At 65.3% G+C, this 25,539-nt stretch carries 29 protein-coding genes; 3 read left to right on the forward strand and 26 right to left on the reverse strand.

All coding sequences use genetic code 11. The features are described from left to right. Positions 1-149 precede the first annotated feature (149 nt). From DK368_RS08390 to DK368_RS08465, 16 genes are all read right to left on the reverse strand, one after another. Positions 150-3,290, reverse strand: a complete 3,141-nt coding sequence (locus DK368_RS08390) for a type I restriction endonuclease subunit R (protein ID WP_114393500.1) — start codon at positions 3,288-3,290, stop codon at positions 150-152. Next, positions 3,290-3,967: an abortive infection family protein gene (locus DK368_RS08395; RefSeq protein WP_205028106.1), complete on the reverse strand. Its 678-nt coding sequence runs from the start codon at positions 3,965-3,967 to the stop codon at positions 3,290-3,292. The genes DK368_RS08390 and DK368_RS08395 overlap by 1 nt, the downstream gene beginning before the upstream one ends. Before the next feature lie 56 nt (positions 3,968-4,023). Further along, positions 4,024-4,530 (reverse strand): DUF4411 family protein, encoded by a 507-nt coding sequence (locus DK368_RS08400; RefSeq protein ID WP_114393502.1) that lies wholly within the window; start codon positions 4,528-4,530, stop codon positions 4,024-4,026. Beyond that, on the reverse strand, positions 4,527-5,684 hold the full coding sequence (locus tag DK368_RS08405) for an XRE family transcriptional regulator (protein WP_114393503.1): 1,158 nt from the start codon (positions 5,682-5,684) through the stop codon (positions 4,527-4,529). The genes DK368_RS08400 and DK368_RS08405 overlap by 4 nt, the downstream gene beginning before the upstream one ends. Further along, positions 5,681-6,979 (reverse strand): restriction endonuclease subunit S, encoded by a 1,299-nt coding sequence (locus DK368_RS08410; RefSeq protein ID WP_114393504.1) that lies wholly within the window; start codon positions 6,977-6,979, stop codon positions 5,681-5,683. Before DK368_RS08410 ends, DK368_RS08405 begins: the two co-directional genes overlap by 4 nt. After that, entirely contained in the window at positions 6,972-8,792 is a 1,821-nt protein-coding gene (locus DK368_RS08415; RefSeq protein ID WP_114393505.1) for a class I SAM-dependent DNA methyltransferase, read from the reverse strand. Before DK368_RS08415 ends, DK368_RS08410 begins: the two co-directional genes overlap by 8 nt. Positions 8,793-8,803: 11 nt before the next feature. Further along, the gene (locus DK368_RS08420) at positions 8,804-8,998 is read right to left on the reverse strand and encodes a type II toxin-antitoxin system Phd/YefM family antitoxin (protein WP_114393506.1); all 195 of its coding nucleotides are present in this window, start codon (positions 8,996-8,998) and stop codon (positions 8,804-8,806) included. A gap of 256 nt (positions 8,999-9,254) precedes the next feature. Then, a complete protein-coding gene (locus DK368_RS08425; protein WP_114393507.1) occupies positions 9,255-9,509 on the reverse strand; it encodes a hypothetical protein in 255 nt (84 codons plus the stop codon). 26 nt (positions 9,510-9,535) lie between these two features. Continuing rightward, positions 9,536-10,963 (reverse strand): glycosyl hydrolase family 28-related protein, encoded by a 1,428-nt coding sequence (locus DK368_RS08430; RefSeq protein ID WP_114393508.1) that lies wholly within the window; start codon positions 10,961-10,963, stop codon positions 9,536-9,538. Positions 10,964-10,966: 3 nt separating this feature from the next. Continuing rightward, on the reverse strand, positions 10,967-12,124 hold the full coding sequence (locus DK368_RS08435; RefSeq protein ID WP_114393509.1) for a phage tail fiber repeat family protein: 1,158 nt from the start codon (positions 12,122-12,124) through the stop codon (positions 10,967-10,969). A 4-nt stretch (positions 12,125-12,128) separates the two neighbouring features. Then, positions 12,129-13,538 carry a phage tail protein gene (locus DK368_RS08440; protein WP_114393510.1) on the reverse strand — a complete coding sequence of 470 codons (1,410 nt, stop codon included), beginning with the start codon at positions 13,536-13,538 and terminating at the stop codon, positions 12,129-12,131. Beyond that, positions 13,538-13,957: a DUF6950 family protein gene (locus DK368_RS08445; protein WP_114393511.1), complete on the reverse strand. Its 420-nt coding sequence runs from the start codon at positions 13,955-13,957 to the stop codon at positions 13,538-13,540. The genes DK368_RS08440 and DK368_RS08445 overlap by 1 nt, the downstream gene beginning before the upstream one ends. Then, entirely contained in the window at positions 13,954-14,523 is a 570-nt protein-coding gene (locus DK368_RS08450; RefSeq protein ID WP_114393512.1) for a hypothetical protein, read from the reverse strand. The genes DK368_RS08445 and DK368_RS08450 overlap by 4 nt, the downstream gene beginning before the upstream one ends. Beyond that, complete coding sequence (locus DK368_RS08455; protein ID WP_114393513.1) at positions 14,520-15,203, reverse strand: hypothetical protein; 684 nt, start codon at positions 15,201-15,203, stop codon at positions 14,520-14,522. Before DK368_RS08455 ends, DK368_RS08450 begins: the two co-directional genes overlap by 4 nt. Further along, entirely contained in the window at positions 15,200-15,796 is a 597-nt protein-coding gene (locus DK368_RS08460; protein WP_114393514.1) for a hypothetical protein, read from the reverse strand. The genes DK368_RS08455 and DK368_RS08460 overlap by 4 nt, the downstream gene beginning before the upstream one ends. Next, on the reverse strand, positions 15,793-18,465 hold the full coding sequence (locus DK368_RS08465; RefSeq protein ID WP_114393515.1) for a phage tail tape measure C-terminal domain-containing protein: 2,673 nt from the start codon (positions 18,463-18,465) through the stop codon (positions 15,793-15,795). The genes DK368_RS08460 and DK368_RS08465 overlap by 4 nt, the downstream gene beginning before the upstream one ends. A gap of 382 nt (positions 18,466-18,847) precedes the next feature. Here DK368_RS08465 and DK368_RS08470 point away from each other — a divergent pair, with 382 nt between their 5' ends. Further along, a complete protein-coding gene (locus DK368_RS08470) occupies positions 18,848-19,714 on the forward strand; it encodes a hypothetical protein (protein ID WP_205028108.1) in 867 nt (288 codons plus the stop codon). A 285-nt stretch (positions 19,715-19,999) separates the two neighbouring features. Here DK368_RS08470 and DK368_RS22385 read toward each other — a convergent pair whose 3' ends face one another. Beyond that, positions 20,000-20,215 (reverse strand): DUF7697 family protein, encoded by a 216-nt coding sequence (locus tag DK368_RS22385; protein WP_420818893.1) that lies wholly within the window; start codon positions 20,213-20,215, stop codon positions 20,000-20,002. 137 nt (positions 20,216-20,352) lie between these two features. Further along, positions 20,353-20,712, reverse strand: a complete 360-nt coding sequence (locus tag DK368_RS08475; RefSeq protein ID WP_114393516.1) for a hypothetical protein — start codon at positions 20,710-20,712, stop codon at positions 20,353-20,355. Between the two features lie 88 nt (positions 20,713-20,800). On the opposite strand from DK368_RS08475, the gene DK368_RS08480 reads away from it, so the two are divergent. Beyond that, positions 20,801-21,061, forward strand: coding sequence for a type II toxin-antitoxin system Phd/YefM family antitoxin (locus DK368_RS08480; protein ID WP_089290722.1), 261 nt, complete (start codon positions 20,801-20,803; stop codon positions 21,059-21,061). Next, entirely contained in the window at positions 21,061-21,465 is a 405-nt protein-coding gene (locus DK368_RS08485; RefSeq protein ID WP_089290723.1) for a type II toxin-antitoxin system VapC family toxin, read from the forward strand. The genes DK368_RS08480 and DK368_RS08485 overlap by 1 nt, the downstream gene beginning before the upstream one ends. Before the next feature lie 18 nt (positions 21,466-21,483). Here DK368_RS08485 and DK368_RS08490 read toward each other — a convergent pair whose 3' ends face one another. The 8 genes from DK368_RS08490 to DK368_RS08520 form a co-directional block, all read right to left on the reverse strand. Beyond that, entirely contained in the window at positions 21,484-22,419 is a 936-nt protein-coding gene (locus DK368_RS08490; RefSeq protein ID WP_114393517.1) for a phage tail tube protein, read from the reverse strand. A gap of 16 nt (positions 22,420-22,435) precedes the next feature. Continuing rightward, positions 22,436-22,885 carry an acyl-CoA transferase gene (locus tag DK368_RS08495; protein WP_114393518.1) on the reverse strand — a complete coding sequence of 150 codons (450 nt, stop codon included), beginning with the start codon at positions 22,883-22,885 and terminating at the stop codon, positions 22,436-22,438. Between the two features lie 3 nt (positions 22,886-22,888). Then, positions 22,889-23,539, reverse strand: a complete 651-nt coding sequence (locus DK368_RS08500) for a DUF6441 family protein (RefSeq protein ID WP_193552269.1) — start codon at positions 23,537-23,539, stop codon at positions 22,889-22,891. Positions 23,540-23,545: 6 nt separating this feature from the next. After that, positions 23,546-24,004 carry a hypothetical protein gene (locus tag DK368_RS08505; protein WP_114393519.1) on the reverse strand — a complete coding sequence of 153 codons (459 nt, stop codon included), beginning with the start codon at positions 24,002-24,004 and terminating at the stop codon, positions 23,546-23,548. 127 nt (positions 24,005-24,131) lie between these two features. Continuing rightward, complete coding sequence (locus DK368_RS08510; protein ID WP_114393520.1) at positions 24,132-24,470, reverse strand: head-tail joining protein; 339 nt, start codon at positions 24,468-24,470, stop codon at positions 24,132-24,134. Positions 24,471-24,482: 12 nt separating this feature from the next. Then, complete coding sequence (locus tag DK368_RS08515; protein ID WP_114393521.1) at positions 24,483-24,821, reverse strand: DUF2190 family protein; 339 nt, start codon at positions 24,819-24,821, stop codon at positions 24,483-24,485. Positions 24,822-24,857: 36 nt separating this feature from the next. Further along, positions 24,858-25,031 (reverse strand): hypothetical protein, encoded by a 174-nt coding sequence (locus DK368_RS21735; RefSeq protein ID WP_193552270.1) that lies wholly within the window; start codon positions 25,029-25,031, stop codon positions 24,858-24,860. 12 nt (positions 25,032-25,043) lie between these two features. Further along, on the reverse strand, positions 25,044-25,538 hold the full coding sequence (locus DK368_RS08520; protein ID WP_114393522.1) for an N-acetylmuramoyl-L-alanine amidase: 495 nt from the start codon (positions 25,536-25,538) through the stop codon (positions 25,044-25,046). Position 25,539 lies beyond the last annotated feature (1 nt).

The following is a 25,539-nucleotide window of genomic DNA, read 5'->3' on the forward strand; positions in this document are numbered from 1 at the left end:
CGCATGAGTTCTCGATCGTTCGATTGGGCTGACAGGCAACGCAAAAAGCAAAATTTGATAAAACAGAATAAATGTTGCCTTAACGGATCGGATTTTTACAACAAGAATCACAGCTTCGACATGCGTTGGCAGCCTCCATGATTTTCAAATCATTGCATCCAAGTCGCTGAAAGCGCTTCCGCTTGGCGAAGAACTGTTTGCACGGCAGCGTCCTGAAGATCGGGCGGGTAGCCGTGCTTGCGCAAAATCCGCTTCACAAGCACGCGCATCCGCGCCCGGGCACTTTCGCGGTGTGACCAATCCACCGAGACGCTGCCTTTGAGGCTGACGAGAAGCTCGTGCGCGATCACCTTAAGGGAATTATTGCCCATCAGTTCGACCGCGCTCTCGCTTTCGGCCAGGGCGTCATAGAAGGCGATCTCGTCTTGCGACAGGCCTTCATCTTCGCCCCGCCTGCGGGCTGCGCGAACCTCTTTGGCGAGGTCGATCAGTTCCTGCAACACCTCCACGGTGCTGATCGCGTTCGTATGGTAGCGGGCGATGGCAGTTTCGAGGCGCTCGGAAAAGCGCTTGGTTTCCACGACATTCGTCTTGCTGCGTGAACGGATTTCATCGTTCAGCAGCTTTCGTAAGGCCTCAAGCGCCAGGTTCTTCTTTTCGAGCTGCTGAACCTCAGCAAGGAATTCGTCCGACAGGATTGAGATATCCGGTGTCGTGATGCCGGCGGCAGCGAGAATGTCCACGATCTCCGTTGAGACGACAGCCCGATCCAAGATCTGCTGGATTGCGAACTCCCGATCGGCACTGCTCGTTCCTGCACCGCCGGCGGACTTCACAAGGGCGGCACGAACAGTTTGGAAGAATCCCACCTCATCCCGGATGGCGCAGGCCTTATCGCTTGCAGACGCCAGGGCGAAAGCTTTTGAGAGCGCAAGCACGGCATCCTGATAGCGCCTATTCTCGCGGCGCTTGCCCTCTTCGCTGGTCTCCCTCGCTGCGGCTTCGTGCTGGCGGCCAAGTATCCACTCGATGGCTTCGGCGAGCACCACTAGGCGCTCATGCGGTGTGCCAGCCAAGCCGCGCTCATAGTCGAAGCCATGGTACATGGCCTTAACGACCTCGTACTTCTCAAGCAGTACTGCAACCGCTTCGGCTTCATCAATGCCAGCCTGAGTCTGGTCGGACCCGGAATACTGGCCGAGTGCGTTTTTGAGGTTCTGGGCGATGCCTATGTAATCTACGACAAGGCCAGCGGGCTTATCCCGGAAGACCCGGTTCACGCGGGCAATCGCCTGCATCAACCCATGCCCCTTCATCGGCTTATCGATGTACATCGTGTGCATCGACGGCGCATCGAAGCCGGTCAGCCACATGTCCCGCACGATCACAAGCTTGAGCGCGTCTTTCGGGTCCTTCGCCCGTTTTGCGAGAAGATCGCGGCGGGTCTTTGTCCCGATATGCGGCTGCCACTCCTCAGGATCGGCCGCCGAACCGGTCATCACAACTTTAATTGTACCCGCGGCATCATCGTCGCTGTGCCAATCGGGCCGAAGCGCGATGATCTGGTTGTAGAGCCCCACGCAGATGCGGCGGCTCATGCAAACCACCATCGCCTTGCCATCCATGGCGGCAACGCGATCTTCAAAGTGCCGCACCAGGTCCGCGGCGACCATCGCGAGCCGTTTCTCCGAGCCGACCAGCGCCTCTACGGTCGCCCATTTGCGCTTGATACGTTCCTGCTCCGTAGTCGTCTCGTCTTCGGTCAGCTCCTCGATTTCGGCATCGATCTTTGGCTTTTCCTTGTCGGGAAGCTCAATGCGCGCAAGGCGGCTCTCGTAGTAGATCGGAACCGTGGCACCGTCTTCCACCGCCCGGCTGATGTCGTAAACGTCGATGTACTCGCCGAACACCGCAGGCGTGTTTACGTCGTCCTTTTCGATCGGCGTTCCAGTGAAGCCGATGAAAGATGCGTTCGGCAGAGCATCGCGCAGATACTTCGCGAATCCATAGGCGATTTCACCCGTCTTTTGTTCAATCCGCGCCTTGAAGCCATACTGGCTGCGATGCGCTTCGTCTGCGATTACGACGATGTTCCGCCGGTCCGACAGCATCGGATAAGTCGCTTCGCCGGTTGTCGGCGAGAACTTTTGAATGGTTGTGAAGATCACGCCGCCCGAAGCACGGCTAAGCGCTGATTGCAGATCATCCCGGCTATCAGCCTGAACAGGCGTTTGCCGGATCAGATCGCGGCACATGGAAAATGTACCGAAAAGCTGATCGTCAAGATCGTTGCGGTCGGTGATGACGACAATCGTCGGGTTCTCAAGCTCGGGACGCCGCACAAGCTGCCCGGCATAGAACGCCATCAGCAAGCTCTTGCCGGACCCTTGTGTGTGCCAGATCACCCCGACCTTACGGTCGCCTTGGGGTGCCGATGCCTCAACGGTCTTGTCCACGGCGTGCCGCACGGCATGGAATTGATGATAGCCCGCGATGATCTTTGTCAGGCCGGAACCCGTCTCGCCGAACACCGTGAAATCGTGCAGGAGATCGAGCAGGCGCCGGCGATCGAAAACACCTTCGATCAGGATACTGAGTTCCGGTTGGCCTTTCGCGGCAATGACTTTGCCGTCCGTGGTGCGCCAGGGCATGAACCGCTCCTGATCGGCCGTCAGCGAGCCCACACGCGCGGTGATGCCATCCGAGGTGACAAGAACGGCGTTCGTCCGGAAGAGCGAAGGGATTTGCGCCTTATAGGTTTGAAGCTGGTTGTAAGCACCGGCAAGCGTGGCGTTCTCGCCGCCGGGGGCTTTGAGTTCGATCACCCCGAGCGGCAGGCCGTTAACGAAGACGACGATATCCGGCCGCCGGTTGATGCTGCCCTCAATCACCGTGAATTGGCCGGTTGCCAGCCAGTCGTTCGCGGTGAGATCGTCGAAGTCGATCAGGCGAACCTTGTCGCCACGGATCGTGCCGTCCTCGCTATAAAATTCGACATCTACTCCCTCGACCATCAGCTTGTGCAGGCGGCGGTTCTCTTCAACGAGCGACGGCTTCTCGGTAGCCAGCACCTTGCGCAGGGCATCACCGCGCGCCTCTGCCGGGATCTCCGGGTTGAGCTTTTCGATGGCCGCTGTCAGGCGCTTGGCGAGCACCACATCAGCATAGGCTTCCCGCTCGGGCGCCTTTCCATCCGGGCCGATTTCGGCGTCGGTGGTGATCGCGTATCCAAGCGCGGCAAGATGATCGAGAACGACCTGCTCGACAGCGGCTTCGGAAAGATAAGCCATCAGGCGACCTCCGCATCTTGAGGCGCAGCGGCCTTGGCTTCACGGCATGCATTCAGCACGAGCTTGTAGGCTTCCCGATCCACGCCGAACAGAAGGCGCGAGGGTTCGATCGCAAGCGGCACTTCTTCGCCGCCAGGCAGGCTGACGACCACCTGGAGGAAGCCCTCGTCGTCAGTTTCGGCCCTCAGCGCGGCGAACTCGTCGATGATGGTGTTTGACGCTTCAAACCGCTCGTACGGTTCAAAGGTGCGCACCGGATCCGGCTCGCGCTCGAGGTAAGCCTCGTGCAGGAAAGTGATGATCGCGTCGGCGGCCAGCATGGCCGAGCGGCGGTGATGGGCGGACAGCTTGGCGATGAAGCCATCTTTGCCGTGGCTCACTGTTCCGGCCTCGTTGCGCAGGACCCGGAGGGTCTCCGTCAGTTTGTTGTGCTGCTTGATGAGGTCCGAGAAGGCTCGATGACGGACCGCGCCAAGGTCGAGCAGGCGCGTGGCGACGCCGACGAGGTGGCCGAGCGGCGTATCGGCAGCCTCCGGCTTGAGCGGGGCAAGCGGATCGTCGAGTTCCTCGATCAGCACCCGGCAGGCACATTCGACGAGGCCCTTGGCGGCGTCAATGCAGGCGTCGTTCTCGTCGGTGAATTCCCGTTCCAGCGTCGCGAAGGTCTGCTGGAGCATGGGCGCATGCTTCCAGTGTGTGCAGAAGGCTCGAATGCCGGGATACCAGTCTGCGCTCATGCGGCCCTCGTCGCTGGCCCGAGAACGAACCGGGCGCGTTCACGCCGGAGCATTTCATAGGGGCTGATGCAGGTCAGACCCAGCCCGATGCAGGCATTGGGAATCTTGATCTTGCGCGTTGAATCCGAAGGCACCTCGTGCGTGACGACGATAAAATCATGGGCCAGCGCGTGCGCGACGAGCCAGTAGTCGGCGACCTGAAGGAATGTCGCGATCGCCGCCGCCTCGTAGTTCTGTCCGGTCGCCCAGGTGCTCACCTGGCTGAGCGCAGGCACAACGGGATCATCGGGCGGCAGGAAGAAGGCACGCCCGCGCGCGGCCGTCCAATCGGAGAGATCGTCGCCACCAGCCTGCAATTCGTCACCGACCTTGTCGATGCTCGCGACGCGGCCGGTGCCGTTCTGTGTGATCAGCCATTCCCAGAACGCCGGGCAAAAGTCGAAGCCGTAATGCAGGTTCTTCGCCTGAATGAAGATGTTCGTGTCGAGAAGGTAGCGGGTCATCCCATGACCCCCACTTCACGCCCGATATTATTGAAGGTCTCCGTCTTCTTGACGCCCAGCATCCGGAAAGCATCGCGGTAGAGCGTCTGTCCTTCCAGCGTGCTTTCGACGAGCGCGCGGGCAAACCGGCGGCTCACGCGCGACAGCGTCGTACGGTAGAAGTCCCCGCCGCCCGCGCCGGACCGGGCAAGTTCGCGCAGGCGCGCGCGCTCCTCAGTCCAGGCGCGGTCAAAGGCCGGGCGGTCGAGCACGTCCGCGTCCAGCAGCCGACGCAGGATGACCAGTGTGCTGACCTTGAACTGCCGTGCCAGGCGCTGCATCGCTTGATCGAGGGGCTCATCTGGCTGGATCACGGGCCGCAGTGCCGCGAGCGGCACCAACATCTCGGCGGCAACCGCATTGCACCAGACCTCCTCACGGCGGTAGCCGCCCGGCGGCGCGGCACTGGCATCCGACACCGCCGAAGAGCCGAGCCAGAGATGCGCCAGCTCATGCGCGAGCGTGAACATTTGGCCGGATTTCGTGTCCGCACCATTGATGAACACCAGCGGGGCGCGCCTGTCGGCCAGCGCGAAACCGCGAAACTCCTCCGGGTCGAGCGTTCGGCGATTGTTGGACAGCACAACGCCGCTCACCATCACCAGCACACCGGCGGCATCCGCCTGCGCGATGAACAGCCGCAGCGCCTCTTCCCAGGTGCGGCAGGCGGCGCGATGGGCCACATTGAAGCCGAGCGTCTCGGCCATGCGGGCTGCTACATCTTGCGGCCTGTCGGAGATCGCCGCGCTGCCGACAAAGGCTGCCTCGGGCATGCGCACAACAGCGGCGAAATCGCGATACCAGCCCTGCCGTTCCTGGCAGGCATAGAGCATGTCGAGCAGATCGGGGCTGGCGCGCCGCACGGCGCGCCCGTCATGGGTGCGGAAATCCGGGATCGGCAAAGGCTCTTCGGGGGGCTCGGGCAGGAACAGATAGCCGATGGGCACATGCAGAGCCTGCGCGAAGGCTTCCAGCTGCTTGAGCGTCGGTTGCGCCTCGCCGGTTTCCCACTCGTTGAGCTTTGGGAAGCGACCCAGCATATCGCCGACGTCATGAATGCCGGCCCGCTCCCGCGCCCAGCGCAACATCTCAGGGCGGATGGCCGCGCGTGTCATGTGGCCTCCCCAACTTGTTTTTCGGCGTCTTTCACGCGCACCTCGCCCGACATAAGCTTCGGAAGAAGCAAATCACGGGTGGCGGCGAGGGTTTGCGCCTCTGCATCGTTCGCAGCAATTCGCTTGAACATCGGGTCAATAATGCTGCCCAGCCTCATCCAAATCGCATCATGTGCCGGCTTAAATAAGGGATAGGCAGACACCGCATCGTTCGATGCCCTTTGCCTACCCGATGTTCCAGTCATGCTCCGAATAGCATTTGCACGAAACACCGGATCGCGTGCCACTAGGTAGGCGAAAGGCTTTGGAATCGGTGGGCGCGAGCGAAGCACGATAAACTCGGTTGAGCCCCACCCCACTTCGCCATCGGGCAGGCTTTGAACGTATCCGGTCTTTCCGTTTTCCAGACACGGTGTGATCCGCGCTAGCAGGGCATCGCCATTCCGAAACCGCATGCCAGAGCCAAATTCTCGAAGAACGTAAGGCGCCGGGTTCGGGCCTGCGGTCGGGATCGAAGCCATGTCGAGATAAGGCGCATGCTTACCGCGCGCCAAAGGTTCGGACGGGTTTACCTCGATCAACGTCGACAAAGGCACCGGCAGCCACCCCTCCGGTTTGCCTTCATCGTCGAGGCGATCGGGGAAGAGGGACCAGATATCCGGCGCAAGGTAGGGCGCGCGGCCTTCAGCCTTCGCGCGGGTCGGGCCGAAATCGACGAACCATTCCTTGAATATCGCCCGCGCCGTCGCTTCCAGAGAAGCATTCATCTGCCTAATCAGGTCAATTTTTTCCTGAAGTGGACCGATGATTTGAATGATCTTCGCTTGTTCTTTACTATCCGGAACAGCAACGCGCATTCGCTTGAGATCTTGGATCGTTACATGCCCAAGGCCAGTAGTCTGCTTGTTCCTGGCAATCTCTGCAAAGCGCGGCCTCAGCCACTTGAGAAGAAAAAACAGGAAGGAATCAGACAGTCCTTCCCCAGCGGTAACCTTGAAAATATGCTGGTTAAGCCAACCATCTTCACCCTCCCATCGAAAAACGTCGATCGAGGTGTCGGGATTGCCCGACCAAGAAAATAGCATGTCTCCAGCTTTGACAAAGACAGACCGATCATAATCGGCCATCGTACGCGCGGTCTGAGGCGATACTCCGCTCTTCAGCTCGGCGATCTTGATCACGGGTCGCCCATGATCAGAAAAATCTATATTCTTGAAGGCAAGCCCGTTTTTCCAGTGGGCGAGATCGAACACACTGGAGACGTTCCAATCGTCTGGGCCAACAAGCTCATACATTGGCACAAATCCAGCCAAGCTTCTCTCGAATAATCGCGTTGAGCTCGTCAGAGCGCGAAAACTGCGCGTCAAGTTTGCTGCTGAGAAGCGAAATGCGTTCAGCGAACGGCATGTCGTCCTCTTCGACATCCGCCGCTCCGACATACCGTCCCGGCGTCAGTACGTAGCCGTGGGCCTTGATCTCCTCCAGGCTGGCCGACTTGCAGAAGCCCGGCACATCCGCATAGGCGCCAGCTTCACCTTCCCCGCGCCAGGCGTGATAGGCGCGCGTAATCTTTTCGATGTCGGCGTCGGAGAACTCCTTGCGCGTGCGGTCCACCATGTGGCCGAGCTTGCGCGCATCGATGAACAGGACCTCATTCCGCCTGTCGCGGAGCTTTGCGTCGCGGGCGACGCCGTTCGACTTGTCGCGGGCGAGGAACCACAGACAGACGGGAATCTGGGTCGAATAGAAGAGCTGACCCGGCAGTGCGACCATGCAGTCGACGACTCCGGGTGCGCCGTTCACGCCCTCGATCAGCGCACGCCGGATTTCCCCTTCGCCGTTCTGCGTGGACGACATCGAGCCGTTGGCCAGCACTACGCCCGCCACGCCGGAGGGCGAAAGGTGGTGCACGATATGCTGCACCCAGGCGAAGTTGGCGTTCCCGGCCGGCGGGATGCCGTATTTCCAACGCACATCATCACGCAGACGGTCTCCGCCCCAGTCGGAGATATTGAAGGGCGGGTTGGCGAGGATGAAATCGGCCTTCAGATCGCGCAGCTCGTCCTTATGGAAACTGCCCTCGCTGTTCCACTTGATATCTGCGTCGATGCCTCGCACAGCGAGGTTCATCTTGCACAACCGCCAGGTCGTGTAGTTCGATTCCTGCCCATATACGGCGATGTCGCCGATGCGTCCGCCGTGCAGTTCGACGAACTTCTCCGACTGCACGAACATGCCGCCCGATCCGCAACATGGATCATAGACCCGGCCCTTATAAGGCTCGATCATCTCGACCATCACGCGCACCACCGAGCGCGGCGTATAGAACTCCCCGCCACGTTTGCCTTCAGACCCGGCGAACTGGCCAAGGAAATATTCATAGACGCGGCCGAGCACGTCGCGCCCCTCGCCCCGTTCCGCCCCCAGCGTGATGCCCGAAATGAGGTCGATCAGCTCGCCAAGCATCACCGCGTTGAGCGCGGGCCGGGCATAGTCCTTCGGGAGAACGCCCTTCAGGTTTTCGTTGTCCTTCTCGATGGCGATCATCGCCTCGTCGATCATCTTGCCGATCGACGGCTGCTTTGCATTGGCCTGAAGATGCGACCAGCGCGCCGTGGGCGGCACCCAAAAGACGTTGTCGGCCGCGTATTCGTCGCGGTCCTCTGCGCCTTCCGGATATTCGGCCAGCAGTTCCGCTCGCTTCGCCTCGAAGCTGTCGGAGATGTGCTTGAGGAAGATCAGGCCGAGCGCGACGTGCTTGTAGTCCGACGGCTCCATGTTGCCGCGCAATTTGTCGGCCGCCTTGAACAGCTCCGCCTCGAACCCGAGATCGCCACCCTTGCCGTTACCATTGGCGCGTACAGGTCGCGCACGGGCAGGTGCCGGAACAGCTTCAGCCGCCGCCGCTATCACAGCACCGGGAAGCGATACGGAACCGCCCCGGCCACGCCCCGGCGCAACACGCCCTTCCGCGATGAGGGCGGCTTTCACGGCATCGTACGTGGCCTCGTCCCACGCCAATGCTTCGCGCAGCCGACCGTTGCCGGCGGAGCCGCCAAGCTCTGTAAGCGCCGCCACGAACCTGTCTTTCTGCGCCTGTTCAGCCATTCCGCCCCGCCTTACTTCTTTTCGCCGGAGCGAGACGCTTTCGCGCTCCGTTCCGATTCGATTGCTTTCAGCCGCTCGTATTCCTCTACCGCCAGCACCACGACGACAGCCCGGCCGTGCTTTTCGACCGTTACGGGTTCCGCCCGCGCCGTGTCGATCAGCCGCCCGAAATTGTATTTCGCGTCCCTGGCCGATAGCGTTTGCATGTCCCGCCCGAAGCAGCCTTATTTGCTCCATTTGTGGCCAAAATGGCCTAAACTTCAAGCGCTTTCTTAACGACGCGAGCGCGCCCGAGCCTGGTCCCGCATCACGCTGTAGTCGGAGAGCATTTCGGCGACAGGCTACCCCTCCGGCAGCAGATCGAGCTCGTCGGCTGTACTCCAGAGGAGCCTCGCGCGGAAGAGCATAGACATGAGGGGCTGCTCGTCGCAACCGCCAGATCTCCACATAAGATCAATTGGATCAATGCTCAGCATGTCGCAACGCCTGCCGCACCTCCGCAATCTCGCTCTTGATCACCGCAACATCGTTGACGATCTGCGCCACCACGCGGCGGCCGGTGATGTCGTTGTCGACGGCGCGTTCCAGGGTGCCGATCCGGCCTTCGATGACGGCCACCTTGGCGGTGCGCCAGGCGACCAGTTTCAGAAGCGCCGCCATGATGGCGGCACCATGGGCGACGATGGCAACCAGCAGGGCCCATTCGGCGGTGGTCATGGGCGGGTCTCCTTCGGGTCGGGGGCTCAGGACAGGATCCCGGCGGTCTTCAGGTCCAGGATCAGGGCGCGCAGCACGGCGCGAACGTCCGCCAGGGTGGAGCCGTCGGCGTTCAGGCTGCGGGTGAAGGCGCTGCCGGTGGGATTGGGCCAGACCGCGGCGGGACGGTCGTAGCGGGCGGCGATGATGTGCCAGGCCGCGCCATTGGAGACGACGACGACATGGTCGCCGCGCCGGCCGAGCCGGACCGGGTCGGCGTCGGGGCCACCGCCGCCGGCCTGCGTGACGGTCACGGCGTGGGGGCCGCTGTCGCTTTTCTTGACCACCAGCACCACGCCGTTGTGCGGGTGCGGATCGGGCAGTTCGGCGGTGACCGGCCCGGTCCAGGCGCTGATCAGGTGGACGGCCCGCGCCGGATCGAGGGTGACACTGGCCATGCCTTCGGTGAAGGCGGTCTCCAGTTCCAGCCGCCCGATGCGTGCCTCGGTCAGTTCGGTGCGCTTCAGGTGGTTCTTCACCGGATGGCCGGCGTTGAAGGCGGTGTAGCGGCCGGCCCCGGTGGTGTCCCAGATCGGCGCCCCGCCGGTGGCGGAGAACAGGTTGAGGATGGCCGTGTTCTGCGAGCCGCCGTCGATGCGGATGCCCGGCACCGGGCCGAGGCTCTCGGCGTAGAAGTTGACGATCAGGTTCTGGTCGGTGGAGAACCCGAGCCGGAAGCAGGCCTCCGCCCCCGGATGCAGGTTGGCCTCGCAGTCGACGAAGCTGTTGTTGAATCGCCCAGCCGAGACGAAGAACCCGCAGCCGGACATGGGGGCCGCCAGGGAATAGACCCGGACGTCGTGGAACTTGTTGGCATTGGGCGTGTCGCCGGTGGAGTCCACGGTCAGCAGCACCCCGTGCAGCTGCGGCCGGGCGATCAGGGCGCGGGCGATGTGGTTCCAGTAGCAGGGGCGGTCGGGATTATCGTACCCGTCCAGCACGATGCCGATCACCGCGTCCCAGATCGAGACGTTCTCGATCACCGTCTTCACGCAGGGTCCGTCGCGGCCAAACAGCTTGATGCCACTGGCCCCGCCCACAATGCGCAGATTGCGGATGGCCGCATAACCATCCACCACCTCGACCGCATTCCAGCCGGTCTGGCTGTAGAGCGGGGCCGCCCCGTCGAATGGATCGGGCCGCGCCTGGAGGACGGAGCCTTCCCCCACCCCCATCAGGGTCTGGCCGTAGCCGAGCACGACGGGCTGCGAGACGCGGTAGGTGCCCGGCACCAGCAGCACGGTGGGGGCGGCGGCGAGTGCTGCCTCGATGGCGTCCGAACAGTCGGAGACGCCGTCGGGGATGCCGCCGTAGCTCTGCGGCACGGCGATCTCCCGGCCGCGCAGATAGTCGCGCAGGCGCTGCTTGTCCACCGGCTGGCCGGGGATCAGCACATCATCGATCGCGGCCGGCATGGTTCAGAGTTCCGCGCTGGCGAGCAGCCGCCCGCCGAGGCTGGTCAACACCACCGGGGTGCCACTGGTCAGACCGGAAAAGCCACTGACATCAAAGCGCCCGCCGTCCGCGGTGCGCTCGTGGATGCTGCCGATGCCAGCGGAGGCTTGCGTATAATTGGCGGTCACCATGTCGGTGATGGTCAACGCCCCTGTCACCTGATAGGCGGGGGCCGCCCGCATACCGGGATGGTTGACGGTCAGTTGGATGTTGGTGCCGGAATTGGCGCGGCCGAAGGCGGTGGCGATCGGCCGAAGCTGGCGGTGGACCAGGGCCGTCTCAAGGGCGCTGGGGCGCAAGTCGAAGTCTGTGGCGGTGCTTCCCGCTTCCAACTGGACGGCACCCAGATAGAACCAGCGGCCGGACACGGCCCCGCACGCGGCGGTGACGGTGATCTGCAGCCCGGTCTCGCAGGCGCCCATGTCGGGCACGGCCAGGACGAGGTCGGTGTTGCTGTCGTGGGGCACGGTGATGGTGGTGGTGGCGATGGTGCTGACGCTGGAGAAGCTGTCGGGGGCGCCGGCGTGGGCCAGCGTCAGGGTCCAGCCGACATCCCGCCCGCAATCATGGTAGGCGCGCGCCGACAGCACCGCCGAGCTGTGACGTAACCGCAAGGCATCGGCCGCCTCCAGACGCAGGCGCCAATGGATGGCACCACCGCTGCCCAGGGTGGCACCCTGGACGAGGCAGGCGGCCCCCGACGGCGACAGGGTGAACACGCCCGTGGCGCGCTTCACCGTGCCGGCGCTGGGGCTGCCGTCGGCCCGGACCCGCCACAAATCGACCTCCCCCGGCTGCCAGGTGGCGGCCAGGGGGGCGGCCGGACGGTGGGAGACGCGGGCACAGCCATTGACCACCAGATTGCGCTGGGCTGCCAATCCGCCTGCCCCACTGCCCGCCGACAGCCGGGGATCGTCGGCGCGCACAAGCTTTGCGGGATCGCTCTCCCCCAAATTGGCCACCGGCAGGTCGGCCAGGGCGTGGCTGTGGATGATCGCTGCCTTGCCGTCCAGCGCCGTGGACAGCCCCGTCACATCGTCAAGACTGTGGCTATGGTCAGCCGGCGCCTTGCCGTCCAGGGCGGCGCGAACGCCGGGCAGGATGAAGCGGGCATCGCGCATGGGGCTACATGGGTTTCAGCCAGGAGGGATCGTGGGCGTAAACGTCGGCGGCATCCTCGGCCAACGCCAGATCGACGCCCATCTCCTCGGTCAGCCGCCAGGTCTCCACCCGAAACGGCGTGCCAGCCAAGCCAAGCCGCCCCAAGGACACCGCCACCGGATAACCCGCAGCCAGCCGCAGGCCTGCCAGATTAGCGGGCCAGTCCAGGCTCTTCTGTCGGCGGTTCTGGCGCAGCGCGATGCGGGCGATGCGCTGGGCCATGGTGTGCGAAGTGGTGAAGGGCAGATCGAGGGTCAGGGCTGCCTCGCCATCATCGGCGGCGATGGAAGCGGCGTCGGCCACCGGCGGATAGTCGGTCGGCTGCCAGTTTTGCGCCGGGCTGGTGAAGGCCCCGCGCACGATGTTGACCAGATCGCGCCGTGAGCGCCAGGGGCGATAGGATACCGGCGCTCGCAGCTCGTTCTCCCCCAGGATGACGGTCGGCGGCTGCCATGCCCCTACCGCCAGCCGCCACTTCCCACCGGTGAAGCTCAATCGGCCGGCACAACTGGTCAGCAGGGATTCCAGATTGTCCAGCGGTCGCCCGGCCAGATCGAGCACGCCGTTGCAGGTGTAGCGTGGTTCACTGCCGGTCAGGGTGGCGACCTGTTCGTCGCAGATATTGGCCTGGGCGATCCAGCCGGCAACGTCAATCTCGTCCGGGCCGGCGGCCAGCCCCCAGGGCGCCATCAGATAATCGAGGATGCATAGCGCGGCGTTGGCCGACCAGCGAGTGGCACCGTCGCGCGGATCCCAGAGTTTCCGGCCCCGCACCAGCCGGCTGAGATTGGGAATGCCGCTGGCAAACGCGTCCTGATCGTAGCGTAGACGCAGATGGGTATAGGCCCGCCCGCGCAGCCGGTGGTTATGGGTCCAGCGCCCGCCCGCTTCCGCCACCAGCACCCCATCGGCCCCCTGGTCCGGATGGCCAGCATGGCTCCAGACATGGACCTTGCCGGCCCAGGGTGCGGCAGTGGCGGCCCCACTGCCATCCAGTGTGATGGCGGTGTCACCGAACCAGACCGTACCCAGGTCCTCCACCTCGTGTGCGGCGTGGACGACGACCAGATGCAGAATGTCGAGCTTGCTGCCGCCATCAGTGCGGGTATGGGCAAAGACCAGCGGGCCACCCGTGCGGACTTCGCCATAGACGATGTGATGGCTGGTCACCGGCTGCACCAGCATCTGGGTGCGGCCAGCAGCATCCAGCATGGTTTGGCTGGGTTTCGGGGTGCCGATGACGCGGTTGCCGAGATAGGAGACGCCAACCGTGACCGTGGCCCCGACCAGGGCCCCGATCAGCCCGCCCCCCACAGCGGCAGCCGCCGCCGAACCGGCCACCGCGGCACCGACCGCAATGATGGCCGGTGGCATCAGCCGATCCTCCACCCGGACAGCGCACGGGTGCGGTCCAGGGCGGCCAGACCGCGCTGCGCCGGCAGGACCAGCGCGGCACCCAGGCAGACGGCGAGTGCATGGCGGCCGTCGTCCAGCCGCACCAGGGCCACGTCGCCCCGGCCGAGGAAGGCCGGAGGCACCGCGGGCCAGCCGTGATGGCGGGCAACGCGGGCGGCCATTGCAGAAAGGCCCCCCATCCGCGCCAGCAGGCGGGTAGCCGTGCCGGCATCGGCGTAGGTACCGCGCCAGGGAGCGGCGGGATCGACGCCGGTGACCGCCACCACCGCATCGGCGGCGAACAGGCAGCAGTCGACCCGCCCCCAGGCGAAGGTGCTGTGCCGCGCGGCTTCGACCACCCGGTCGAGCCGTTCCGGCCAGTCGGGCAACCGGGTCATGCCGCGGGCGCCCCCCAGCGGATCTCCAGTTCCTGAAGTTCCGGCACGAAGTCGAAGCCGCGGTCACCGGGGTAGTCCGATTGCTGGTCCTGGCTGGTGTAGCGGCGCAGCCGTGGCCGCTCCAGGTCGCGCAGCCGGTTCTCGGCGGCGAGCGCGATGGTGGCGATGCGGCCGCCGTCGGTGACCTCGACCATGTCCATCCGCCCGTCGAACAGCGGCACCGGTGCTTCGATGAAGCCGCCCCAATCCTCCGCCATGAAAGCCAGCCACAGCCGGGCCCGGCGCCCCTGGACGCTGACGCCAACCACTTCGTTCAGCAGGCCGGAGGGCACACCGGACAGTTGGAAACGCGCCCCGGTCGCCCGCACCTCGGTGGTTTCCTCAATCGGCCCGACCGCGCCGAAGCTGCCAACGCCAACCCAGGTCTGCCCCTCCCAGACCAGATCGCCCACCCCTGACCAGGCGCGCACGGCACCGCCAGCAAAGTTGAACAGGGCCAGCAGCACCGGCCGCACCACCGGCTGCGCCGTCTCCGCGGCCAGGGTGGCGCTGAGGCGTTGGGTCACGCCAGATCCTCCAAAAGGTTCAGGGTCCAACGGGTCCGGGCCGGCGGGCGGGTACGCCCCCGGCCCGCCTCGTCGTCCGCCAGCCGCATCCGCAATGTCAGCCCGTCGGTCGCCAGGGGCGCGCGGCCGATGGGGGTGCGCAGAGGGGGACGGATGGTGACGATCATCCGGCCGTCAATGTCGGTGCGCCCGGTCTGGACCAGCAGATGGACACTGCCGGATGGGACAGAGACGGCATCGCCCGGTCTCAACACCCCTTCTGTCCATGGTGCAAAGCCGGCCACGGCTAACCGTGCCGCGACGCCGCCGGTGATGTGGGGTTGCCCGCTTCCCTCGATGAAGCCGGCGCCGTCGTCGAAATCGGTGCCGTCGGCAAAGCGGGTGATGCCGATGGCAGCGGCGTACTCGTCCATCGACCGCAGCGAGCCGGCGGCCCCGTCATGCAGCCACAGTGGCACGCGGAAGGCGGCGACGGGACCGCGACAGGCGGCCAGCCACGCCCCGAAGCGGGCGGCCTGCGGGCCGGACAGCTCCACGGTGACCTCCGCCACCCAGCGGGCGCCGTCCCGTTCCAGGGCCAGGGTCTGCCGGGTCAGTGGCGAAACGGTCTGCGCCGTCACCGGCTCGAACCAGAAGGCCACCGCGACGGGATGGATGTCGGCCGGCCAGTCCGGCGTCACGGCAGCACCTCGAACAGTTCCAGCGACCATTCGGTGCGGCGCGGCGGGCCGGTCGGGTTGCGCCCGGCATCGTCGGACGACAGGCGCATGCGCACCCGGCAGGCCGTGGTGACCAGCGGACCGACCGCAACCGGCTCCCGCAGGCGCGGCTCCACCGGCACGGTGGCGCCGCCGTCCGGTCCGGCGTTGACCGTTGCGGTGACCAGATGGGCACGACCGGGCGAGGTCTGGATCAGGTCGCCGGGCAGCAGCACGCCCGTTGCCCCTGGGGCAAAGCCGGTCACGGTCAGGCTGCGCCCGCTGCCCCCCGCCAGTTGCGGCGTTCCTGCCAGCGTCCCACGCGCGGCCGGGGTCCGCCAATCCGGTACCAGCACGGTACCGGCGGGACCCCGCAGAGACGCGATCAGGGCATCAACCTGCCGGGCCACCGGATCGCCACGCTGGAAGGTCAGGCGACTGACCCAGCGGGCACCATCACGCTCCAGCACCTGGTTCTGCCCGGTATAGGGGCTGGCCCAGACGGTGCTGAGCGTCTGGATGTAGAATTCCTGGCTGGCCGGCCGCAGGTCCAGGGGCCAGACAAGATCGCTCACCCCAGGCGCCCTCCGCGGCGGCTCCACTCATCGGCCACCTGCGACCGGGCCACGCTGGCAGCCGCCTTGACCACGCCCGGCAGGCGGACGGCCAATGCCTGATCCAATGCCGCTTCAACCCGTGCTGTCACTGCTTCCGGATCGTCGGCACCCCGGGCATCGACCTGGATCATATAGACCGGCCCGCCGGTCCCGACGTCGCTGCGGGTGCCGCCCGCCACCATGGCGGCGGACTGCGCCCGGTTCAGCACGATTTCCCCACGTTGCAGGATGGCGGGGATTTCGTCCGCTGCCAGCCAGGGCATGGTGCCGCTATGCAGACGTGGGGCTGCCAGGAACGCCGCCGGCGACACCATCCGCGCCGGTGCGGCACCACCCGCCATGCCGCCACCGTGAAAGATCCCGGCCAGGGCGCTGGATGCCGCCTGGGCCAGCGGGGCGGTGATGGACATGCGGATCATCATCCGGGCGAAATCGGCCGCGATGGCATTCAGCAGGTCGGCAATGCTCAGCTTCTGGCGTGTGACCAGATCAACCAGGGCGTCTTCCAGTCGGCCAAAGGCGCTGCTGATCACCTCTTCAACCTGGGCGGCGGCATTGCTGGCCGCATCGGCGTAGTCTTCCAGGCCCCGGATGGCGCCATCCTGCCAGCGCCGGCTGGCGGCCAGCACCCGGTCGGCCGCCTGTTCCTCGGCACGACCCCTTGTCTCGGCGGTGATCGCGCCCGCCGCCTGCAACTCGTTCAGCTTCGCGATGGTGGCGGCGTACTGTTCGGTCGGCGACAGCAGCCGCTCGGTCAGCCACGCCCCGTGTTCCAGCAGGCGGTTGCGCTTCTGCGTCTCCGGATCGGTCTGTGCCGCCCGCTCCAGGGCACGGCTGTAGGTCTCCCAGGTGATGGCGCCGGCCTCCAGCAGGGCCTGGAGCCGCGCCAGTTCCGCCTGATAGCGTTCGGTCGGGTCGAGCAGGCTGTCGGTCAGCCGCGCCCCTTCCTCCATCAGCCGGTTGCGCTCAGCCGTCGCGGCGGCGGCATCGTAATTAGCACCGGCTTCCGCACGGATCGCCTCCCGCTGTGCTTCAGTCAGGGCGATACCGCCGCGTCGTGCGGTGTCTTCGGCGCGCAGCAATTCGGTTTGGATGGCCCGCTCACGCGCCGACAGGGCGACCGCATCCCGTTCTCGCACTAGGGCGGCAATCTGGCCGTCGATGGCATCCATCGCGGCCTGCCGCCGCTTGGTTTCCGCGTCCTGTTCGCGGGCCGCCCGGTCGCGCTCGGGCTGTTCGATCTGCGTGATGCGCCGCCGCGCCAGTTCCTCGGCCTTGGCCAGGGCGCTGTTGACAGCATCGGCATTGCTGCCGTCAGGACTGCGCAGGGCCTCCAGCGCCTGCCGGGTGCGGTCGAGTTCGGCATTGACGCGGGCGATGCGCTCCGCCGGATCATTGGCCAGTTGGGCCAGCCCGTCGTCGAGCTTGCGACGCCACTCGGCAATGATCTCCGCCCGCTTTTCGGCCTCGGCGCGGGCACGGCCTTCGTCGGCCTGCCGCTGGTCGGCATCGGCTTTATCAGCCTGCTGGCGGGCCTCGGTGATCAGCGCGTCCAGTTCGGCTTCCAGGCTGGCGACATCGGCGCGGGCGTCGGCCAGCCGGCGTTGGCCGAACCGGCCGTTGGAGGCATCGACGATGGCCTGGATCTCCGCCGCCCGATCCTGCGCTTCCACCAGCTGGCGGTTCAGGGCAACGATACGTTGGTCGATGGGCGTGCCCTGGAGGATGTTGGCCCAACCATTGGCGGCCCTGGCCAACAGGTCCAGCACCGCCTCGGCCGGCCCGGCGACGGCTGGGGTCTTGCCGATCTCTTCCAGCATCTTGCCCCAGGCATCGGACAGGCGATTGACCGCCCCGGTGACGCCACCGGCCTCCGCCTTGGCAGCACCACCCACCTGTTGTTCCAGCGCATCCAGGATGATCCGTTGCGCACCGGCCACCTGACCGGTCTCCACAAGGCTGCGGATCACCTCCGCCTGACTGCCGGTGAAGCTGACGCCGACCCGCCGCAGCGCGCTCAACCCTTCCACCGGGTCTTCCAGCGCCTTGCCAAGCTGCATGGCCGACGACGACAGGTCGCCGCCGAACACCGCCGCCATGTCGCCGGCCAGGGTCAAGGCGCGGGTGAAGGTGTCGCCGGCCACGGAGCGGAAGGTGGCGAGCACGGAAGCGGCGTCCTGCACCGCTTCGGCACTGGCCAGCGTCGCCGCCTCCTGGCCATCGGCGAAGGCGGCGATCTGCTCGGCGGTCAGCCCGGCGGCATGGCCGGTGGCCTTCAGCACCGCCTCCAGGCGGCGGTAGGACTGCTCCGCCTCGCCGGCCGCCCTCAGCCCCTCGGTGATGCCGAGGGTGAGCACGCCCATGGCCGCCGCTGCCGCCAGCCCCACCGGCCCCAGGGCCGCCAGCGCCGCGCCCGCCGGCCCCAGCCGCCCCGCCATCGCCTCCGCCCCGCTGCGGACTTCGCCGGCCGCAGCGTCCACGGCTTGCAAGGCACGGGAGGCCGGCTGGGACGCCTGCTCGATGCGCTGAAGGGCGCGTTCGCCGGTGGTGCCAACCTCGCGCAGATCCGCCCGCACCCGGTCGCCGCCGATGGCGGCGAGGCGCACGGCAATGGTACGGTCGGACATACGATGACTTTCGCGCTAACGTTCAAGAATGATTTTGGTTTGGAAGTCCGCTGTTAACCCAGAGCGGGGATCGCTGCAACCCAAATGCGGTGTCTGCTTCGCGCCCACAACCGAAATTGCGGCTCAATACCTGTTGCCCATGATCCGACGTTGTGGCACAGAGCTTAAATTTGCGTTCTCCGCCTATGCTCGTGAGATCCGTCGTATATGCTCGATATCCAGAGGGTAAAATGGCGCTAACAAAGAGATGGGCAGGTAGAACTTGGAGGATGAACATCGGAAACGTGTTCGTCACGCTAGAGGGCGAGGACACTATACAATCCGGCTCGTCATAGCCTAGACCGCGCACGACAGCCTTTTGTCAAGTGTCAGGAGGGAACAAGTGACAGAGACGGTGTCGCAAGCCCAGAATATGTTTGGCGACAAGCTCTACCAAATTCGCGCAAGAAAAGCGTTGCCCATACTTGTTCGTCAGGCCGCCTCTCGAAAGCCGATATTCTATGAGGCATTGGCCACCGAACTCGGTATGCCAAACCCTCGCAATCTGAACTACGTGCTGGGTAGCATCGGCACCACTCTAAGCGAGCTGTCTCTCGAGCCGAGATGGGGTGAAATACCTCACATCCAGTCCCTGGTAATAAATCAGCATCATCGGCTTCCAGGAGAGGGCTTTGAGGGATTTCTCGCCCAGAGGATGAAGGAGTACCAAAACCTCTCACCAGCCGATAAGCGCGCGTATCTCGAGGCTTATTGGCACGAGGTTTATGCCTACCCCTACTGGCAGGATGTTTTGGAAGCCTGCAAGCTGGCTCCCGCCTCAAGCGGTGCCTCCAACATCATTGAGAAAGCCAAGACTGGAAAGAGCGGCGGTGGTGGCGAGGGCGAGGAGCACCGCAGTCTAAAGGAATATGTCTCCAACAATCCCAGGCTCGTAGGTCTGCCCACCCATACTCGCGGAAGGACAGAGGCTTCCCTACCCTCCGGGGACAAGATTGACGTGCTGTTTGAGGCGCCAGAAAGATTAGTTGCTGTAGAAGTAAAGTCAAGGATTTCCGATGATGTTGATCTAGTGCGCGGGCTGTTTCAATGCGTTAAATATCGCGCAGTTATGGAAGCAGAGCGCGGTTTCAAGAGTGCTCGATATTCGATTGATATATTCCTGGCATCAGGTCGGTGTTTTCCAGAGAGCCTTCGCTCTTTGCAGAACAGCTTGGGGGTTGAGGTTATGGAGGTTCTTAGTCAGCATTGATACGCGACGCAGGCAATTTTGGCGCTTATCGAGTATATCCAATGTCACGTCGCGCTCGACTCGATTCAATGAAGAAATTCGTCAAGGCATTAATAGTATTCAATAAGGATTTGTCCTTTGGTAAGCCCGAGAGTGACAGATATCGAGACGTGGAACTCGCAAGTCGCTGTTCGGATGGCGGACCAACACCGCCTTCCTCATCGTTAGGGCAAGCGTCTGCTTCCTGATCTGTAATGGACATGGAGCAAGTATCCCTGGCCCGATAATAAATTCTGTGCCAATTCACTATCGTCCAAGGGTGTTTTGTTCGCGAGAAACTACCTCAACAAGAGTTGCTTCGATTGCAGGCGCCAGAACGGCCACGACTGCGGCTGGCAAGTCGTGTGCCGCTGCCATGGTCAGCACGGCACCATAATCGAAACCGAGCACCAGCCCGCTCGGTGCGATCCGAAGCTGCCCGGCGCAAGCAAGCGCGAGATCCCAGACCTGCCAGCCCTCCACCGTCTGCGGGGCGTGCTCATCATAGGGGCAGCGAGCGCCCGTCGGTCCTGGTCGCCCCTCGGCACAGGGCAGGCCGGCAGCCGCACAGTTCGCGCAGTATTGTGGCCCGCCGCCGAGGTGCCACTCGGCGCGGGCCTTCAGACGTTTTTTTCCTGTTCCAGCAGCGCCACCGGCCCCAGATAGCGCAGGCTGAAAGCGTCGGCCACCGGGTGCAGGTCGAGCAGCGCGTCGATCCCTTCTGGCGTGGGCACCACCGGGTTGCCATCGGCGTCGCCCACCCCGTCCCAGCCAAGGATGGCCAGCCGGCCCATCGCCTTCAGAAAGGTGGCGGTGCGCGTGCCCTGCACGAGGTCCGGCGGTTCGTCGGTCATGTCCGCATCACGCACGGCTTGGCGGGCGGCCAGCACCAGCGCCGTGGTACAGGGCCGCAGGTGAAGACGCACCCCCATTCCCAGATCGAGCCAGAACGGCTCGCGGGCCAAGTCGAGGCGGATCATGGTGGGCAATCCCCTGAGATTGGTTGAACCTTGACCGGCTTCGGACCACGGCGCATATTCTGGACAGAAATTCTGGACAGGTGCTGCCATGTCTCAGTCGAGCTGGTCGTTACAGGACGCCAAGAACAAATTCAGTACAGTGGTCGATGCTGCCTTGGCCGGGGAGCCACAAATGGTTACCCGGCATGGTAAGCCTGCTGTCATTGTGGTTGCCGCAGACACGTTCGCACGGTTGCATCAACTGGACCGCGAACGGGCACCGTCACTTGCCGAGATGTTGCTGGCGATGCCGCAGGATGATGGATCCTTCGAGCGTTCCCATACGCCTCCGCGTGATGTGGAATTCTGATGTTCCTGCTCGATACTGTCGTGCTGTCAGAACTGCGAAAACGGGACCGCAATCCCGGTATCGTCGCCTGGATCAGCGAACAGCCAACGGCCGATCTGTTTATCAGCACCGTCACCATTGGCGAGATAGAACGCGGCATTGGCCTGCAACGGTCGAAAGATGCTGCCTTTGCCGCGTCCCTCACCACGTGGCTGGACCGTGTCCTGACCACCTATGGCGAGCGGATCCTGCCGTTCGACCTCAAGGCTGCCCGCCGATGGGGACGCCTCAGTGCCGGGATCGGCCATGAGGGTGCGGATCTGATGATCGCTGCGACCGGACTGGAACATGGACTGACGGTCGTTACCCGCAATGTCCGCCATTTTCAGCCAACCGGCGTGGCGACCTTAAATCCGTTCTCGTGATCACCCATCCTGATACCATCAGTAGCTGGCGACGTCGTTCTTCAGGGTGACGGTGACGAAGCCCCCGCTGTCGGGCTTGGCGGCCTGCCAGTCGAAGCGGGCCTCGATGCCGGCCGGGCCGGTGATCGGGATGCGCGGCTTGGGCAGGAAAACCGATGGCAAGGCGATGGTCAGCGACCGGTCGGCGTCGATCACCCAGGCGAACTCCAACGCCATCGCGGTACCATCGGTGGCGGCGTCCAGCAGCACCATGTCGGCGAAGCGGGCCGCCAGATTGCCGGTGCAGGATGCTACGCCAAGGTCCGCCCCCTCGATCTTGCCGTCGTCCCGGATCACGCGGACCGGGTCAAGGTTGTTGGCGTAGGTCAGCTCGGCGGCGGTGATATTGGCCAGCGCCGCCCCGTCCTTGCGGATGCGCCCCTGGAACTGGTGGAAGCGCTGGAAGGCGGGGGATGTAGGCATCCCACCGGACGAGGCGGCGGCATCGGTCTCGCCCTGCGCGATCACGGCCAGGGTGGCGTTGGCCTTCCCCGACGGCGCCCAGCCGAGCCTCAGGCTGTTGACCAGGACGCCGAGGTTCAGGAAGTAGCGCGGCACCTGCGGGTGCCCGATCTCCAGCGCCAGGCTCGGCAGCGTGTCGGCCCCCGAGGTGAAGGCATGAATGTAGGGGCCGGTGCCGGTGGTGGTGGGTGCCCCGAACAGGCCCTTGAGCCAGAAGCCGATGCTGCGCAGGTCCACCGGCACGGTGACCTGCCCCTCGGCGGTGATGACGTCGCGCGAGGGTGGTGCGGGATCGCGCCCCAGCCCCAGCACGTCGGACGCCTCCAGCGGCTGCTGGCTGCCCAGGTCGCAACTGACGAAGGGCAGCGTGTGGAAAGTACCGCCGGGGGCGGTGCCGTAGGCGGTCTCGAAGGCGCCCAGCAGCTGCGCATGGGCGCCGGTGGCGCGGGCCATGGTCGGGTCTCCCGGATCAGGTCAGGGGATCGGGCGTGGAGTAGGTGAGCGTCACCGGCACGCGGGCGGCCTTGATGGCGGCCCCGCCGGCGACGGCGATGTCCTCGGTCTCGGGTGCCCCCCAGGCGAGCCAGTCAACGGTGCCGCCGAGCGTGCGGTCGGCGGCGAGCGACGCGGCCAGGGCCCGCAGCAGGTCATCCAGGGCGCGCGCCCGGCCGGATCCGGGCCGGCCAAGCGGTGGGTCGGCCGCCTGGACCAGCGCCTCGATCTCGGCGATGTGGTCGTAGTGATACAGCAGCGGCGACAGCGTCACCTCGGGCTCACCGGGTACACCGTCGCGCAGGATCAGCAGGCCACCGGGCGGGATGCGCTCGGGCACGGCAATTTCCCGCCCGGCCGTGGCGTTCGGCACGGCGGCGAGCCGCACCAGCAGCGCCGACAACGCCGTCTCGCGGATGCTCGGCATGGCCTACGCCTCCGGCCAGTGGCGCAGGATCAGACCGGGCAAACGGCCCTGCCAGGCACGGCCCGCCCCGGCCACGTCCAGCCGCTTCCTCACCCGCACCTGCGGCACCAGGATGAACACCGGCACGGTGGTGCGCCCGGCCAGCCGGGTGAAGGCAGCATCGCCGCGCCGGCCCCGGTTGCCGGTCACCCGCCCCCGTTTGCTGAGCCGGGCGTTGTCAGCAACCAGCAGCGACAGGCCGCGGCGGCGATAGACGAAGCGCAATGGCAGTCCGGTGCGCCGCTCCCAGCCGCCCGGCGTGATCTTCCTGCCACCATCCCCATAGCGGCCGGCGGCCGGGGTCGGGATGGCGAGGAACAAACCGTGACGGGAGCGGATCACCGCCCCCTCATCGTACAAGCCGACAATGCCCGGTGCCTTGCTCCAGACCAGCCCGGCGGCACGGATGCTCCGCCCACCCTTGGGGTAGACCTCACTGCGCCAGGTCCGGGCCAGCCTCTGGCCGAGGCCGGCTCCGGTGATCTGGCCGCGCAGGTCGGCCTTCAGCCCGTCGCTCGCCTCCCGCAACCCGGCGGTGACAGCGCGCTCCGCCGCTGCGAGGTCGGCCGCCAGCATCTCAGCAAGACGGCCTTCGATCGCAGCGGCAAGGCGCATGGACGGTTACGCCAGCTTCACCGGCCGTTCCAGGCTGATTTCCAGCTTGGTCGGCGTCAGCGCCTGCCCGATATGGACAAGATTGCCGCTGGCAGGCGGCGTTGTCGTCAACGTCCCGGGAATGGCACCGAGATAGTAGAAGCTGCCGGGCACCAGGGCGGCGCTGCCGGCGGCATCGGTCCAATCGGTGACCTCGAGAACGCCGTCGGTGAGAATGGTGACATAGGCATCCGATGCCACAGCACCCAGGACGAGGCCGAGCACGGTAGCCTTGGCATCATCGGCCGCATCGGCCAGCTGGCACTGATAGGCCGCGCTGACATAGACGGCCATACCGGCGGACATGGCCTGCTTGGCCTGCAACTCAACCGCGTCAACTTCCTGGATCTTGGCGTCGAGCGTGGCGCCCAGCGGAAGCTGCTGGATCTGCCCGTTGATGAGAACGAGGGGACGATAGGACGGCATGGACGAGATCTCCTGTAGCGGGGACATGGACAGACTTGACCACCGGCGTCCCGCCAAAACCGATGGCCAGCCGCTGCCATCCCAGGCAGGACGACGGCGGGATGAGGAATGGTGAAGGAAACTCGTGTCAGCGCTGGTCCGCAGGGACCGGTGCTGTTTCCAGCGTCCAGATTCGCCGATCCGGATCGCGCCGGGTGGGTGCGCCCTGGACCTCGAACAGGTCACCGCCGAGCAGCAGCCGGTCCCCTGCCCCCGGCCGGACACCCGCCACCATCAGATCGGCGGCCTGCACCTCGAACAGGGCAGCATCGGAAACCAGATCGGCTGTGCCGAAGCCGGTGACGACGTCACCGCGGCGGGCGATGACCCGTAGCGGGACTGAAACCCCGTCGGTCCCGAGATAGGTGGCGGGCGTGCCGAAAACCGTGAACACCGGATCGAGGGCAGCCTGGAAGGGATCGATCATGGCCGGTCAGTGTCAGACGACGGCCCCGTTCAGCCGAACCCGCCCGACGGTCTCGCCGGCACTGTTGCCGACGGCGGTGACCGCGGCGCCGATCAGGATGTTGCCGGTGGCGGTCTTGGTGGCCTCGCGGGCGGTGTTGTCCCAATAGACCTTGTCCCCGGCGCTCCAGGCCTGGGAAGCGGTCTTCTTCAGGTCGAAGACGCCGACCAAGCAGACCTCGACCGGCTCGCCGCTGCCGGCCGAGGCGACCGCGATGCCGAACAGGGCGCCGACGAGCACTCCCTCGCCGGAGGACACGGCGTAGGGGGCGGCCAGCGTCAGGGTGGTGCCGGGCTGGATGTGGTTTTTCATGAAGCGGTTCCTTGGCGGTCGGGTTCGGCCCGGTCCTCAGCGGGCGGGCCGGTCGGGGGTGAGCATGAGGATCAGGCCGGCCGCCGCCCCGCCGACCAGGGCAATCTGGTCCACCAGGGCCGGGTCGAGGGAGAAGCCGAAGGCGGAGAGCAGCGTGGTGAGACCAAGCCAGGTGCTGCGCTCACGCAGGCGTTCGATCAGGTAGCGCATGGGGATGCTCCTTCAGGACAGGGCCGGCACGGCCGGCATGCGGAAGCCGCCCCCATCCAGGCCGAGGACGGCGCGATAGTCGAAGTTGGGGCAGAGCTTGGCGGCAACCTCGCGGTGCCCACGCCAGCGCAGGCGCTTTCCCTGGCCGGCATAGCCTGTGTCCATCGCGTCGGCCAGCCGCAGCAGGGCGTCGAACTGCGCCGGGGCAAAGGTCTTGAAGCCGTGCAGGCAGATGGCGATGGAGCCGCTATTATGGCCTTCCTGGGCAGCCGGGATTTGCTCCAGCGGGCGGCCGCGCTGGATCGTGCCATCGCCGCGGATGAAGAAGTGATAGCCGATGCCGCGCCAGCCGCGCTGGCGGTGCCACTGGTCGATCACGGCGGCATCGTCATGGGCGGCATGGTCGCTGGCGCTGCAATGGATGAAGACCACATGCACCGGCCGCTTGGGCGCGGTGAAGGGCACCTTCTGGCCGGGCATGCTGAGAACGGGAAACGGGTCCGTCATG

It is taken from the genome of Oleisolibacter albus (assembly GCF_003336875.1).
In the GTDB taxonomy this organism is placed as follows: domain Bacteria; phylum Pseudomonadota; class Alphaproteobacteria; order Azospirillales; family Azospirillaceae; genus Niveispirillum; species Niveispirillum album.